Source organism: Microcoleus sp. A006_D1, from assembly GCF_036702805.1.
Taxonomy (GTDB): domain Bacteria; phylum Cyanobacteriota; class Cyanobacteriia; order Cyanobacteriales; family Microcoleaceae; genus Microcoleus.
This window is the reverse complement of record NZ_JAUBVZ010000003.1, coordinates 1-14,286: the sequence shown is the minus strand read 5'-3', so window position 1 is coordinate 14,286 and position 14,286 is coordinate 1. Positions and strand designations below refer to the sequence as shown.

The 14,286-nt window shown below is 46.2% G+C and carries 12 protein-coding genes; 1 reads left to right on the top strand and 11 read right to left on the bottom strand.

Going from position 1 to position 14,286, the window contains the following annotated elements:
- Nucleotides 1-267: 267 nt before the first annotated feature.
- The 10 genes from QUB68_RS05690 to QUB68_RS05645 form a co-directional block, all read right to left on the bottom strand.
- Nucleotides 268-975, bottom strand: a complete 708-nt coding sequence (locus QUB68_RS05690; RefSeq protein WP_332990204.1) for an SDR family oxidoreductase — start codon at nt 973-975, stop codon at nt 268-270.
- A 243-nt stretch (nt 976-1,218) separates the two neighbouring features.
- Nucleotides 1,219-2,628: an NYN domain-containing protein gene (locus tag QUB68_RS05685; RefSeq protein WP_332990202.1), complete on the bottom strand. Its 1,410-nt coding sequence runs from the start codon at nt 2,626-2,628 to the stop codon at nt 1,219-1,221.
- A gap of 74 nt (nt 2,629-2,702) precedes the next feature.
- Complete coding sequence (locus QUB68_RS05680; protein ID WP_332990201.1) at nt 2,703-3,875, bottom strand: RNA-guided endonuclease InsQ/TnpB family protein; 1,173 nt, start codon at nt 3,873-3,875, stop codon at nt 2,703-2,705.
- Between the two features lie 95 nt (nt 3,876-3,970).
- The gene (locus tag QUB68_RS05675) at nt 3,971-5,245 is read right to left on the bottom strand and encodes an APC family permease (protein WP_332990200.1); all 1,275 of its coding nucleotides are present in this window, start codon (nt 5,243-5,245) and stop codon (nt 3,971-3,973) included.
- Nucleotides 5,246-5,696: 451 nt separating this feature from the next.
- Nucleotides 5,697-6,548 (bottom strand): phosphate ABC transporter ATP-binding protein PstB, encoded by an 852-nt coding sequence (pstB, locus tag QUB68_RS05670; RefSeq protein WP_332990199.1) that lies wholly within the window; start codon nt 6,546-6,548, stop codon nt 5,697-5,699.
- Between the two features lie 261 nt (nt 6,549-6,809).
- Complete coding sequence (pstA, locus tag QUB68_RS05665; protein WP_332990197.1) at nt 6,810-7,790, bottom strand: phosphate ABC transporter permease PstA; 981 nt, start codon at nt 7,788-7,790, stop codon at nt 6,810-6,812.
- A gap of 2 nt (nt 7,791-7,792) precedes the next feature.
- Nucleotides 7,793-8,794: a phosphate ABC transporter permease subunit PstC gene (pstC, locus tag QUB68_RS05660; protein WP_332990195.1), complete on the bottom strand. Its 1,002-nt coding sequence runs from the start codon at nt 8,792-8,794 to the stop codon at nt 7,793-7,795.
- A 350-nt stretch (nt 8,795-9,144) separates the two neighbouring features.
- Nucleotides 9,145-10,173 (bottom strand): phosphate ABC transporter substrate-binding protein PstS, encoded by a 1,029-nt coding sequence (pstS, locus tag QUB68_RS05655; protein ID WP_332990193.1) that lies wholly within the window; start codon nt 10,171-10,173, stop codon nt 9,145-9,147.
- A 306-nt stretch (nt 10,174-10,479) separates the two neighbouring features.
- Complete coding sequence (locus QUB68_RS05650) at nt 10,480-10,698, bottom strand: hypothetical protein (RefSeq protein WP_332990191.1); 219 nt, start codon at nt 10,696-10,698, stop codon at nt 10,480-10,482.
- A complete protein-coding gene (locus QUB68_RS05645) occupies nt 10,695-11,951 on the bottom strand; it encodes an NYN domain-containing protein (protein ID WP_332990188.1) in 1,257 nt (418 codons plus the stop codon). Before QUB68_RS05645 ends, QUB68_RS05650 begins: the two co-directional genes overlap by 4 nt.
- Before the next feature lie 12 nt (nt 11,952-11,963).
- On the opposite strand from QUB68_RS05645, the gene QUB68_RS05640 reads away from it, so the two are divergent.
- Nucleotides 11,964-13,472: a UbiD family decarboxylase gene (locus QUB68_RS05640; protein WP_332990186.1), complete on the top strand. Its 1,509-nt coding sequence runs from the start codon at nt 11,964-11,966 to the stop codon at nt 13,470-13,472.
- A 346-nt stretch (nt 13,473-13,818) separates the two neighbouring features.
- Here the strand turns inward: QUB68_RS05640 and QUB68_RS05635 are convergent, their stop codons facing one another.
- Nucleotides 13,819-13,953 (bottom strand): hypothetical protein, encoded by a 135-nt coding sequence (locus QUB68_RS05635; protein ID WP_332990184.1) that lies wholly within the window; start codon nt 13,951-13,953, stop codon nt 13,819-13,821.
- Nucleotides 13,954-14,286: the final 333 nt, after the last annotated feature.

The window sequence follows — 14,286 nt, the reverse complement described above, 5'->3', positions numbered from 1 at the left end:
TGATTTTCAGGGCTAAACTGCAAGGGAGAGACTGAGGAATGGAGATTTTTCATTAATTTTTTGTATACTCGTTTAATCATAACCCAAAAATTGAATATCCTAGCTCCCTCTGAAGGCAGAAATACATCGGCACTTAAAAGAAACGCGGTGTCTGGGATGACTTGAGTTTTGTGGTGAGGCCTTCGCCAACAGTTCTGGGTTCAAAAAATGGTTGACGTGCTACCTAGTATGGACTCAATCGGTGCGCATTGCGCACCCTGCAAACCACTAAAAGAACAAATGACTTTCTGGCTGAATATTAATTTCTAATGGCACAGCTTGCGGGTCAGAAGAAAGAGCAAACATAATTGCATTTGCAGCAGTTTCGGTACTCAGCATTTTTGAGCGGTCTACCTTCAAACTCACATTATCCCAAAACGGAGAATCCACCCCACCAAAATAGAATAGCGTAAATTTAATGCCGTAGCGTCGCAGCTCATCTGCCATGCACTTGCTGAAACCAACTACCCCAAACTTTGAAGCGCAATAAGCCGTTCCCATCGCCATCGAATGCTTGCCCAAAATTCCGATGACATTGCAGATGTGGCCAGATTTACGGTCTTTCATCACATTTGCGGCTGCTTGAGATGTGTAAAAACTGCCTTTCAAGTTCAAGTCAAGCATCGCATCTAAATCAGCGGGTTCTAATTTGTTCCACTGCTTGAGAATTCCCGCACCGGCAGCGTTTACGAGGGCATCAATTTGTCCGAAATGCCCCGCAGCTTTTTGCATCAGCGTCTCGACTTGCGGCAAATCGGTGATGTCTGTCGGTACGCACAGTACCTCTGTTGTCGAAAGTTCGCTTGCTAAAGCGTCTAATTTACTGCTGTCTCTGGCGGCGAGCACTAGCGTCGCACCCGCATCGGCGAGTTTGCGGGCTACTGCTGAACCGATGCCACCAGTCGCACCCACTACAACTACAACTTTGTCTTGCATATCGCTTTACATTTCTTTACGTCCCGATTGTATGATAACTCAAGTTGCTAGTAATTGGTCATTGGTCATTGGTCATTGGTCATTGGTCATTGGTCATTGGTCATTGGTCATTGGTCATGGGGAGCGACAGCGAAGTATAGCGGTTCTAAACTTTCGTGAGGTACTCGCCAGCCTATTACCAATTACTCATTACCAATTCGCAATTACCCATTACCTATTTGAGAATTGCTGTTTAATTTATAATTAATTTAGAGAAACTTGCCAGCCTTTTTCGGCTTTTTTGAGGTGGAGAGAAGTGCAGGATTGCAAAAATTTAGGAAACTTTCTACCGAGATTAAATTCCTTAATTATTTGGGTAATTTGTTTGCCGTATTGTCTGTGAAATTCGCTGCCTACGTTGGAGAGAAATACAGAATTATCACGAGAGTTGCCGGTTAAGTCGCTAACTATTTTGACTAGAGCTCTTTCCAAGTCTTCCAGAGAATTGATGTCTGTTAATGTCGCAGGTGCTGCCGGGGTGTTAGTGAGATTTTCTTTGCTCAGTATTGGCGGTGGGGGCGACAATTTGATTTCAAAGAGAGTGACATAACTTTGAGAAGTTTCTGAGGGTTTGTGGAGGACAAACTCGGTTGGATATTTGATAAAGATATCCCGGGTTTTAGTGCCTAGGAAATGAGTTGCAACAATTTCATTGAGGACTAAACCGTAATTTTCCCTAAATAAAGCTGAAACTGTAGAAAGTTTTATCCATTGAGCTGATGTGCGTTGTTGCTCTTTTTTGATTAATTCTTTGAGCTGAATAACTAATTGTTCTACAGGTGTAATTTCCGGTACTGTTACCAGGGAATGGGTTTCCACTTGACCTGTTTTGCTGTTTAAAACTATAATTTTATCTATTTGCTTGCGGACTTGAAAGACTGTTAGTCCGTGGGCTTGCAGTGTGTTGCTGAGGTGGGTGAGGGCGCGATCGGACGAACAGACAAAAATCTCCTTGGCTGTGGGATAATGTACGAAAATCGATGCGCCAACAGTCGCCATTTTCAAGTCGGCGCTGTCTTTGCCGGGGGGGACGTGAATCAGTTGATAGCCGCGCTGGTGAAATTCGGCGTCTTTTTTGCCCATGCTGCGCCAGTTGGCAAAGGCTACTTTGATTTGGATGGGATAGTGGGAGATTCCCTCTAGGAATTTTTCGGTTTCGATGTTGAGTTGCAAGTTTTCAACATCTAGCAGCAAGATAGCAATGCCGGCAGGAAGGGGGGTTGTTTGATTGGCTGTTGGAGTTGGAGGTTTTGAGGAAACAGAGTTTTGTGATTGGGCTGGTGGTGTTTGGGGTGCGGCTAGCTGCTGAATTTTGGCCAATAATTTGCTGAATTGAGGTGAATTAATGAATTCGGGAATCAGCAGAATTTGGAGATATTTTTTGGCCGTCAGCAGCAGGGAATCTGTATCGCTGGCTACTCTAAAACTTTTGGTCAATTTTCCAATCAAAACTGACTGAAAATCAGGTTGACCCCAGGGGGTTTTCCTATATTTTTCAGCTATCCATTCGGGGTGCTGTTGCTGAATGGAAATTAGTGTTTGAGCGATATAGCGACTGATGGCGCTGAATGCGACTGATTCTTGAGTCGTCAGCAAGGGAGTTAGATCGGGCATGGCCCTCTACAATGCGGATGGTGTCTCAATCTATCTTGACATACTCCTCGGCCGTACCGGGGGGATTCTAAGAATCACTTCTTAGATTTTCTGCTTCTTCGCAACTGCCCTTCAGAAGTATTTCTGTCGGGTCTTACATTCGCTCCACAGACTGACACGGCAAGCCCTGCCGCCAAAATATTATTCGCGGCATTAATATCACGGTCATGGTTCGCCCCACATTTGGGACAATCCCACTCTCTGATATTTAGAGGCAACTTGTCAACAATATGACCGCAATGCCCACAACGCTTAGAGCTAGGAAACCATCGGTCAATCTTGACCAAAGTGCGACCATACCAATCACACTTATATTCAAGTTGCCTGACCAGTTCCCCCCAACTACCGTCACTAATTGCCAGAGCAAGTTTGTGGTTTTTCATCAGATTCTTCACAGCCAAATCTTCGACAGCAATGGTTTGGTTTTCACGCACTAATCGAGTCGTTAACTTGTGAATAAAATCCTGACGAGCGTCGCTAATTTCAGCATAGACTTTAGCGACTTTCAAACGGGCTTTGTATCGGTTGTTCGAGCCTTTCTGCTTACGGCTCAAAGCCTTCTGCGCTTTACGCAACTTGCGGCGTTTAGCTTTAAAAGCTTTAGGGTTAGCAATCTTCTCGCCCGTACTCAATGCAATCAAGCTTGTAATACCCAGGTCAATCCCAACTTGATTAGGAGACTCAGGTAATGTTTCAATCTCGACATCTACCAACAGAGAAACACTCCATCTACCAGCCGGCGATAGTTTCACTGTCACAGTGGATGGCTGTATGCCTTGAGGCAGCAACCTACTCCAACGAATAGCCAGTGGTTCAACGCATTTAGCCAGGTAGACTTGACCATCTTTCCAGCGAAAAGCGGATGAGGTAAACTCTGCACTGCCACCATGATGCTTTTTCTTGAAGTTCGGGTATTTTGCCCTACCTGCAAAGAAGTTGGTAAATGCTGTTTGGAGGTGTCGCAATCCCTGTTGAAGTGGAACGCTGCTCACTTCTGTTAGAAAAGTGAGAGTATCTTCTTTTTTCCATTCAGTCAGCATTGCAGAAGTTTCAGCGTATCCGACTCGCTTTTGCAGTGAATACCATGCTTCTGTCCTCAGGGCAAGGGCACGATTATAGACAAGACGGGTGCAACCCATTGTCCGCCTCAACAGGGATTCCTGTTCGGGCGTTGGATAGAATCGGTACTTGAATGCTTTCTGTGTCATGTCTTACACTATAGCATTTATTCTGTAAGATGTTTGGAATCCAAGAAAAGCCGTCAAGCGAAGGACGGGGTTTTAAACCCAAATCTATCATAATGTTAGTTTCTCTGTGACTGTCGGACGATCATCGCCCGCCAAATTAAACCGGCGGCAATTAACGCCAGCCCTGTCAGCCAAATTTGCCTCTCCACCCAGAAAGCCAGAAACAGACAGGAAGCCAAACCTACCCAAGCCAACCACTGGGGATAAAGCCTTTCGGCGGGAGAAAGTTGCAGCGCGGCTGCGTTGGTGATAGCGTAGTAGATCAAAACACTAAAAGCACTAAACGACCAAGTGGTTTTGACATCGCCGATGAGGATTACAAGTGCGATCGTAATTTCGACAAACACGACAGCCACATAAGGCGTTGTCCCCGCAGGATTCAGCCGCGCCAAGACTCTCGGCATATCCAACCGCCGCCCCATCGCCAGCCAGACGCGCGACAGCCCTAAAATTAAGTTCAGCAAGACTCCCAGCATGGCAGTAATTGCGCCGACGGCTAGCAGTTGCGAAACTCCGGGAATTCGGAAACTGCGGGCGATGACTTCCAAAGGTGCAGCCGTGCCGCCTGTTTGCAAAGACAATTTATCGGCTCCCCCCGCGCCGGCGACAACTATTGCTACCGCCACGTAAAGCACCATTGTCAGGACTAAAGTTAAAATTATGGCTTTCGGAATAGTTTCTTGTGGTTCCCGCACTTCCTCGCTCATGGTGGCGATGCGGCCGTAACCGGTGTAAGCGACAAACATTAGGGCGCTGGCGTGGAGGATGGAGCCGATCGAGCTATCATGCTGTAGCGTGGGCATTTCCCAGTTTACCTCTGGCAAACCGACAGCAATAAAGACAGTCAGAGATAAGAGTGTAACTGAGACTATGGCAGTATTGATGATATTCGATCGCCTGATTCCGGTCAACACAATTAAAGTTAGGGCGGCGAGGGCGATTAAAGCTGTTAGGATTAGGTAAGTGCGATCGGCTACACCAACTGCATTTAAAAAATACCCCGCAAAACCCAAAGCAGCAGTAGCAGCAGAAGCCGTTTTAGCTAAAAGAAACATCCAGCCGGCAGTAAAACCCAGCCAAGGATTGAGATATTTGTAACCATATTCATAAGTACCGCCGCTAACAGGGTGACTCGCCGCCAACTGAGCGCTGTTAAGGCCGTTGCAGACAGCAACCAAAGCCGCCACAGCCACAGCCCAAATAACTCCCGGCCCCGCAATTTCCGCAGCAATTCCGATACTCACAAACACGCCCGTGCCCACAATCGAGCCCAAGCCCATGAGAGTTGCACCGAAAACACCCAATTCTCGCTTTAAAAGTGGGGGAGACATATAAAAATTGTTCGCAGTAATGACTGATCTCAAATACGGTAACATTGGAATTATATGCGATCGGGATGCTCGCATGGGGGGGCGAGAAACCGGGTTTCTTCGTATATTTGTCGCTACTCAACCTCAAATCTCGTAGAAACCCGGTTTCTGTGCTTTGCATGGGGGGGCGAGAAACCGGGTTTCTTCCTATATTTGTCGCTACTCAACCTCAAATCTCGTAGAAACCCGGTTTCTGTGCTCACGGTGGGGGGCGAGAAACCGGGTTTCTTCGTATATAGCGGTTCTCAAAAAAGTGAGGAGAGCCTCATGCCCTATGCCCTATGCCCTATGCCCTATGCCCTATGCCGGAAGCGTACCTCATCTTTCTGAGAAAGGCTATATTTGTCGTTACTAAACGCCAAATCCCGTAGAAACCCGGTTTCTGATGTCACGGTGGGATTGCGACTAAATATTAACCAAAACGACCTTGAATGTAATCCCTCGTACTCGAATTACTTGCAGAAGTAAAAATCCGGCTAGTCGGCCCAAATTCCACCATGCGACCGATGCGACTTTCATCAGTATTAAAGAAAGCCGTATAATCAGAAACACGAGCCGCCTGCTGCATATTGTGCGTGACAATCACCACAGTCAACTGCTGCCGCAGAGTCTGAAACAACTCCTCAATCTTCATAGTAGAAATCGGGTCGAGAGCAGAACAAGGTTCATCCATCAGCAAAATTTTCGGCTTCACCGCCAAAGCACGAGCAATACAAAGCCGCTGCTGCTGTCCGCCCGAAATCCCCTGCGCCGACTTCTTCAAATTGTCTTTCACCTCATCCCAAAGCGCCGCACTTTTCAGGGCAGATTCCACAATTTCATCTAATTCTGCTTTGCTTTTGCGACCAAAAATTCGTACTCCGTAAGCAATATTATCGTAGATGCTCAGCGGAAAAGGATTCGGCCTTTGAAACACCATGCCCATTTGGCGGCGCAAACTATTAATATTGACTTTCGGACTGTAAATATCCTGTCCAAAAAACTCAACCGTGCCTTTGATTTGAACTTTTCCTTCCAATTCGCCGATGCGATTGAGAGCTTTAAGAAACGTTGATTTGCCACAACCTGAAGGGCCGATAATCGCGGTCACTTGCGGGTGAGGGATATTCATCGACAAATTTTCGAGCACTTTGTGAGTTCCGTAGGAGAAACTCAAGTCCTGAACCCGCAATGCTGGCATTGCATTGGGGTCGATTTCAGGAGTTGCGTCTTCTAGGAAATTGTCGCTATATTTTTCACTCTTTAAGTTACTTTTGGGTGTCATGATTTGCAGTTGTTCTAGTGTTGGTAGTAGATTTTTAGAGGCAGAAGATTACCCGATGACCTTATTTAGTTAGACGTTCTAGCTATGCACTCATTTCTTAAATCACGGATATATTGATACACAAACCGCAGATTTAAGGCAGATAAACACAGATTAAGGCAGATAATTTCAAGATAGGAAATAGAATGAATGCAATCTTGTCTCACATCAATCCGTTAAATCCGTTACAGAATCCGTTGCCGAACTTCCTTCACCAGCAATTTACCGATTTTGCAAGCGTTTGCGAGTGACGGCGCGGGAAGCCAAGCTGGTCACCAAAACCATTCCCAAAAGGACAGAAGCAGCAGTCCAGGCCAATTCGTTCTGCTCCTTGTAAGGAGAGCTGGCGTAACTGTATATTAATACTGACATCGAAGGAGTCGGAGTCAGCAATGTCTGTGGAATTTCTTGGATTTTTGCGATGGTTTCTGCGCCGACGGGAGACTGAACTATCTCGCCCAGTTTCTCAACTAAAGGAGGCCAAAATTGGCTCGACAAGGCAGTTACGATTAGGGGTGCAGTTTCGCCGGCGGCGCGGGAAGCTGCTAGTAAAATGCCTGTGGTAATTGTCGGGAGTGCTGAGGGAATAATAATCCTAAAAATAGTTTGAAAGCGTCCGCCTCCCAAACCAGCAGAAGCGAGGCGGTAAGAAGCAGGCACTAATTTTAATGCTTGTTCTGTTGTCAGGGCCACAACGGGCAGCATGATAATGCCGAGAGCGAAACCGCCGGCCAATCCTGAGAATGCCTTAGTTGTAACTACAATTAGGGCGTAAGCAAACACGCCGACAACAATTGAGGGAACGCTGCTGAGAATGACGGTGATAAAGCGGATGGTATTCGCTATCGCCTTATTTTCTCTCCCAAATTCTGACAGAAATATTCCCGTCATCACGCCGATTGGTACGCTAAATAATGTGGCAATTCCTACCATTAAAGCAGTGCCGAAAATCGCATTTGCAAAGCCGTTGGGCTGGTCTTCAACTCCGACGGGTGCGGGCAGAGATACTAGCACTTCCCAGCTCAAATGTGTCAGTCCTTCGCCCAATATTTTGTACAAAATAGCGAACAAAGGCAGCAGGGCAAGAGCTGTGAGAGCGAAAGCAATAACTGTCATTCCCTGGCTGAAAAAATTGCGGCTCAGTGACAGGGGTTTGTAGATTTCCGTATCCAGAATACTGTTTGAATTTTGTGTTTGAGTCATGATTAATTCTTAGCTCCCTTAACGCCGATTAGCTGAACTAGCAAGACTGCTACTGCGTTCACTAATAGGGTGATCACAAATAAAATTAGCGCTAAATACATTAAAGAACCGATGTGCAGTTCTTCTTGAGCTTCCCGAAATTGACTTGCCAAAACGGCGGGAATTGAGTACCCTGGAGCTAATATGGATTGGTTGATTTGAATCGAGTTGCCAATTACCATTGTGACTGCCATTGTTTCGCCCAATGCGCGTCCCAATGCTAAGATAGTCGCTCCGATAATTCCCGAACTTGCTGCTGGCAATAACAGCTTAAATATGGTTTCCCAGCGGGTGGCACCGAGGGACATGGAAGCACTTCGCAAATCTACTGGCACTGACATCAAGACATCGCGGCTGATGGCGGCGACTGTCGGCAAAATCATAATCGATAAAAGTATCCCGGCGGGTAGCATTCCCGGCCCAAAGGGTTCGCTGCTGAATAGGGGAAACCAACTAAAATTGTTGAACAGCGACTGCTGTAAAGGTAGCAGAAAGGGAATTAATACGAAGATTCCCCACAGGCCAACGATGACGCTGGGAATGGCTGAGATTAATTCAACCATGAATCCCAAGGGCGATCGCACCCAACTCGGCAAAAAGTTCTCGCTGGTAACGAGAGCGACTGAAAGTCCTAGAGGAATTGCGATGATAATGGCGATCGCAGAACTAACTACTGTACCGTAAATAAAAGGTAGAGCCCCAAACTGCAACTCCCCGATATCCCATTTGGTATTCCACAAAAACCCTAGTCCAAACTTGCTAATCGCGGGCCAAGCATCCTTGAAAATTATCCAGCTCATCCAGAACAGTGTGCCCGCCGTCGCTAAGGCAAAAGCCCATACAAATACTGTAAATCCCGACTCCAGCCATAAACCTTCGCCAGCAGTATCAGTCAAGTCTACGTGCGTGTTGATTTCAGCAAGCTTCCGAGTCGATTTTTTCGGTTTCTTTGAAGAATTGGTCATACCAAGTTATGGCGTAAAAAGCGAAATATGTGCTTGAGAGACTAGCTTGTAAGGTGCTTGTTATGCACCTTACCCTGAAACTAGCTAGTAGGGTGCGAATTACGCACCAAAGACCCTTAAACGATATTGTAGGGTGCGCAGTGCGCACCAAAGCCCCTGAAATTTATGAGTTTTTCGTCATACATTTAACTCAAAACTCATAAGTAGGTGATAACAAATAAATCTGACATGGGGAGGGCGGGTTTTGCATTTATATACTCGCTTGTATCAGAGCTTCTTAGCTAAACCCGCCCCTACCAAATACTATCTTTTTTGTGCTCACCTACTCAACTCCCTGAAAAATTTTTGAATTAACCTTTAGCAACTACACTCTGATTCACTGTTTGAATCACCTTTTGAGCTGTGCCTTGGGGAATCGAGGTAAACTCTAGTTGTTTGTTGAGACCTTGACCTGTGGTCATCACCCAATTCACCATCTTTTTAATAGCATCTGCTTTTGCAGTAGGATACTCTTTGTAGATTAACAGCCAAGTCAAGCCAACGATCGGATATCCATCATTAGGATTTCCTTCAACCAAGCGGAAGTCTGCCGGGAATGTTTCCCCTGCTAAAGCTTTTTCGGCTTCTGCCAAGTTAGCGTCTACAAACCGACCAGCTTTATTTTGAATAAACGCTGTTTGGAGCTTGTTTTGTCGAGCGTAAGTATCTTGAACGTAGCCAACTGCACCCGCTGTTTGTCTCACCAAACCAGCTACGCCAGCGTTTCCTTGACCGCTGAGAGGGCTACCGGGCCAACTCGGTTGAGCGGCACCTTTGATGCTGCTGCCGATCGCCTGCAAGTGGTTAGCAAAAATAAAGGTTGTACCGCTGCTGTCTGCCCGCACAACTACTCGAATTGCAGTATTTGGCAAGTTTTTAGCTTGTCCGGCAATCCCTGCTATTTTCGCATCATTCCAGCGGGTAATCTTGCCTTCAAAAATGCCCTTCATGGCATCGGCACTCAGCTTGACATTGTTGACTCCGGGCAAGTTGTAGACAACTGCAACCGCGCCGCCAGCAGTCGGAATTGCCATGACACCGCGCTTTACCTGAGAGATTTGTGCAGCAGTCATCAGCGCGTCGCTACCAGCGAAATCCACAGTACCTGAAATTAATGCTTTGATACCAGCGCCGGAGCCAGTGCCTTCGTAGTTTACAGTAATTTGATTTGCACTTCTCATCTGAGAGAAGTAGCGATCGTACAAAGGTTTAGGAAAAGTTGCTCCCGAACCGTTTAATGTTACCGCAGCTACAGCCGAAGTAATCAAACTTAGCGACAATGCTGCTACTGCTAGCGAAACAATAAAGCCACGTCGCCAGCCTTTAGTGAAGAAAACCATAACTCCTCGTCCTTAGTATTAATAGCAGACTTTACAAATCTCTTCCATAGGATAGACTGAAATCCTAAGTAAAAACAGGGGAAATGATAAGCTTGTTTTAAATTATGGTTAAGAATAGATTAAGCTTTTAATGATTAAGCAATGGCTGCACAAACGATAACCTTTCTTTAATCTATAGTTAACATTAGCAGGACTTACTTACTCCTGGCCGAAGAAACCGGGTTTTTTACTAAATCTGCGGTTCACAATCAAGTTTTTTCGTACACAAACCCGATTCCCTATCCCCGTGTCTAAGTCCTAATTAGATTAAAAAGATGAGCTTGGGGCGATCGCCACTTGATACCCCTTACCTTTCTTCTGCACTTTAAATGTTGGGCACGACTGCAAAAAATCGGGAAATGGGCTGTCTAATTTGAGCGCTTTCAGTTTTTTAGTAATTGGTTGACCGTATTGCTTGTTTAATTCGCTGGCTACGTGGGGAATCGGAATAAAGTTGCCGGGAGATTGAGCGGTTAAAGCTCTCACAATTTTTGCTCAGATGCTTTCAGCGCTGCCGGAGAGTCAGTTTTTGACGGCGCATCTTTTTCAGCTATCGCTACTTGATGTTCGCTGCCATTTAATGTTAGTTTGAAAACCGAAGCTCGCGACTGCAAAAATTTGATCAAACTGGAATTAGCCAAAAAATGTTTGACAATTAAATCGGCATGGCAGTCATATGTCTTGAAAACTTTTTTCTTGAGTTTTGCCACAGAAATAGCATCCTCTCCCGACTCAACTCTCGTCGCCTCAATCATCTCGAAAAGTATCTTTTCTAAATCATCCAGCGAATCAATAGCAATTGAATTAGCAGGTAAAGTTTCTGGCAAGTTCTGATGTTGAAAAATTTGAGCGAGGGGAAGAGAACTTGCGGGTTCTTCTGCGGCAGTAATTTCGTTTTGGGCTGACGAAAATCCTCCTAGATTGGGGGAATTTATAGGATTGAATTCGATTGCGCGGCGCTCTTGAAAAAGTTGAGTAACACTAGAAAACCAAGCTATCCGCTCCTCGATAGATTGGTTTTCTGCCTTCAGCAAATCGCCAATTTTATTAGCCAGTTCTGCAAAAGTAGGGAGTTCCACTTCCTCTTTGCAAGAATAGTGCTTGCTCTCCCCAGTCAGATGATTTTCTACAGACAACACAGCATTTTGACTGCGTACCCGAAAGACAGTCAATCCCTGATTTTGCAGTTGATTGCAGAGGTGATTTAACAAACTGTCCGAAGAACCAACAAAAACTTGTCGGACAGCAGGATAGCGGTATAAAATAGCAGCACCAAAGGCAATCATTTTACCGTCAGCGCTGTTAGAACCGCCCGGAGCGTGAATTAGTTCGTAACCGCGATCGTAAAGTTCAGCATCTAGCTTGCCCCCTAGCGGGTTTTTCCAGTTAGCAAAAGCAATCTTAACTTGCAGGGGATAGCTGCACAGACTGGCTAAAAACTTTTCCGTATTAATGTCGAGTTTCAAGTTTTCTGCATCTAGCAATAAAATCGCAATTCCCTGATCGCACTTTACGGCTGTTTCTGGGGCGATCGTACTTTCGGCGCACCCACTGTTAGACGGCGGCAAAGGCTCAAACAATTGTTGGCGGCGAGCTTGGGACGAATAAAACTGCCTGCCACAGGAACGACCTCTTTTGCGAAATCGATCGGGGGAGCGTCGGGGATTTTTCATTAACTGACGATCGTAGCCTAACTTAGGGTGGTCGATCGCCTCATAATAACAAAAGAACGTTAACAATTCTTAAAAAAAATGGCTAGAGACTTGCGAGGCTTCCTCAAACTGCTAGAAGACCGGGGACAACTGCGCCGGATCACCGCTTTAGTCGATTCCGACCTAGAAATTGCCGAAATTTCCAACCAAATGCTGGTAAAAGGCGGCCCCGGATTGCTGTTTGAAAACGTCAAAGGGGCAGAGTTCCCCGTGGCGATTAATCTGTTGGGCACGGAACAGCGGGTTTGCTGGGCCCTGAACATGGAAAAGCCGATCGAACTTGAAGAGCTCGGCAAAAAATTAGGTATGCTACAACAGCCCAAACCGCCGAAAAAGATTTCCCAAGCCATAGAATTCGGCAAAGTCCTGTTCGACGTAGTGAAAGCCAAACCAGGCCGCGACTTCTTCCCAGCTTGCCAGCAAGTGGTATTTGAAGGAGAAGGCGTCGATTTGAACAAAATCCCGATGATTCGCCCCTATCCGGGAGATGCGGGCAAAATTATCACCTTGGGTTTGGTAATTACCAAGGATTGCGAAACCGGCACGCCGAATGTGGGGGTTTATCGGTTGCAGTTGCAGTCAAAAAACACGATGACTGTCCACTGGCTATCTGTCCGGGGCGGCGCGCGGCACTTGCGGAAAGCGGCGCAGGCTGGTAAAAAGTTGGAAGTTGCGATCGCCCTGGGAGTTGACCCGCTGATTATTCTCGCTGCTGCGACACCGATTCCGGTTGACTTGTCAGAATGGTTATTTGCGGGACTTTACGGCGGTTCCGGCGTGCAGTTGGCGAAGTGCAAAACAGTAGATTTAGAAGTACCGGCGGACTCGGAAATCGTGTTAGAAGGAACGATTACCCCCGGTGAAGTTCTGCCCGACGGGCCTTTTGGCGATCACATGGGTTATTACGGCGGTGTGGAAGATTCGCCACTGGTGCGATTCAACTGCATGACGCACCGGAAAGATCCGATTTATCTGACCACATTTAGCGGGCGGCCGCCGAAAGAAGAAGCTATGATGGCGATCGCGCTGAACCGCATTTATACCCCTATTTTGCGGCAGCAAGTATCAGAAATTGTCGATTTCTTCTTACCAATGGAAGCGCTGAGTTACAAAGCAGCAATTATTTCGATAGATAAAGCTTATCCCGGTCAAGCGCGCAGGGCTGCTTTAGCATTTTGGAGTGCGTTGCCGCAGTTTACTTACACTAAGTTTGTGATTGTTGTCGATAAAAGTATCAACATTCGCGACCCGCGTCAAGTAGTCTGGGCAATTAGTTCTAAAGTTGACCCAGTTCGAGACGTTTTTATTTTGCCGAATACGCCGTTTGACAGTTTGGATTTTGCCAGCGAAAAGATTGGTTTGGGCGGCAGAATGGGGATTGATGCTACTACGAAGATGCCGCCGGAAACGGATCACGAATGGGGGAAACCTTTGGAGTCCGATCCTGATATGGTGGCGATGGTTCAGCGGCGTTGGGCTGAGTATGGTTTGGCTGATTTGAATTTGGGTGAGGTCGATCCGAATTTGTTTGGCTATGAGATGAAGTAGTCGTCGTAGGGTGCGTCGTCACAGAAAAGTCATCAAAAAAATATGGACAATCGAGCGATCGACGCACCTAACAAACAGTGAGCGGTAGGGTGCGTTAGGAAAGGTAATTCTCAATTCCGCATCAAAAATCTAATTCGCTCCGCACCATTTATTCAGGCGTGCGTCAGTTCTCAGATTGTGAGTTTTTTGAGAAAAACTCACAATCTGACGCACTAAGTAGGTAGGTGGGAAAAATCACCTTTATGTAACGAAATGCTAAGCAGCCTGATTGGAGTTAAATTTAACACGTTGTATTGTGTAGTTTCCTGTTTCTCCTCTAATACCAAATCCGGCTTAAATACCCCCTTTATTTATTAGTCCGCTGGGAGTGGAATTCCTTTGTAGAGGATAGGTTAAAACCGCCGAGTCCGATCGGAGATTTTGAAGGCGGATTTGGTATAACTTCTACTCCATGAATTACGGCGTAGGCGAGTTCTAACATAAATTCTGAATATCTGCGGAATGTGGGCTTAAAGAAGGGAAACTACCGTCCCGTAGTCTCTGCCACTGATACGGCTAATTCCCCGAAGGCTACTTCCCTCTCCATGAGCTTGAAGGATGGTATGAACTTCCTCTCTTTGTTAAATGACGACCATAGTAGAGACTGTCAAAGTGTTCGGGGAAAGTTTTACCACAACAGCAAGGACACTTATATCCCTGCTGCCCTTTCTCCATTTTTCCATGTCTATGGACTTGGGTAAGCTGTTGCGCATTTAAATAGGGTATACTATAAATAGTAACTCAATCAATCAATCAATACAAAAATGCCAGCAAA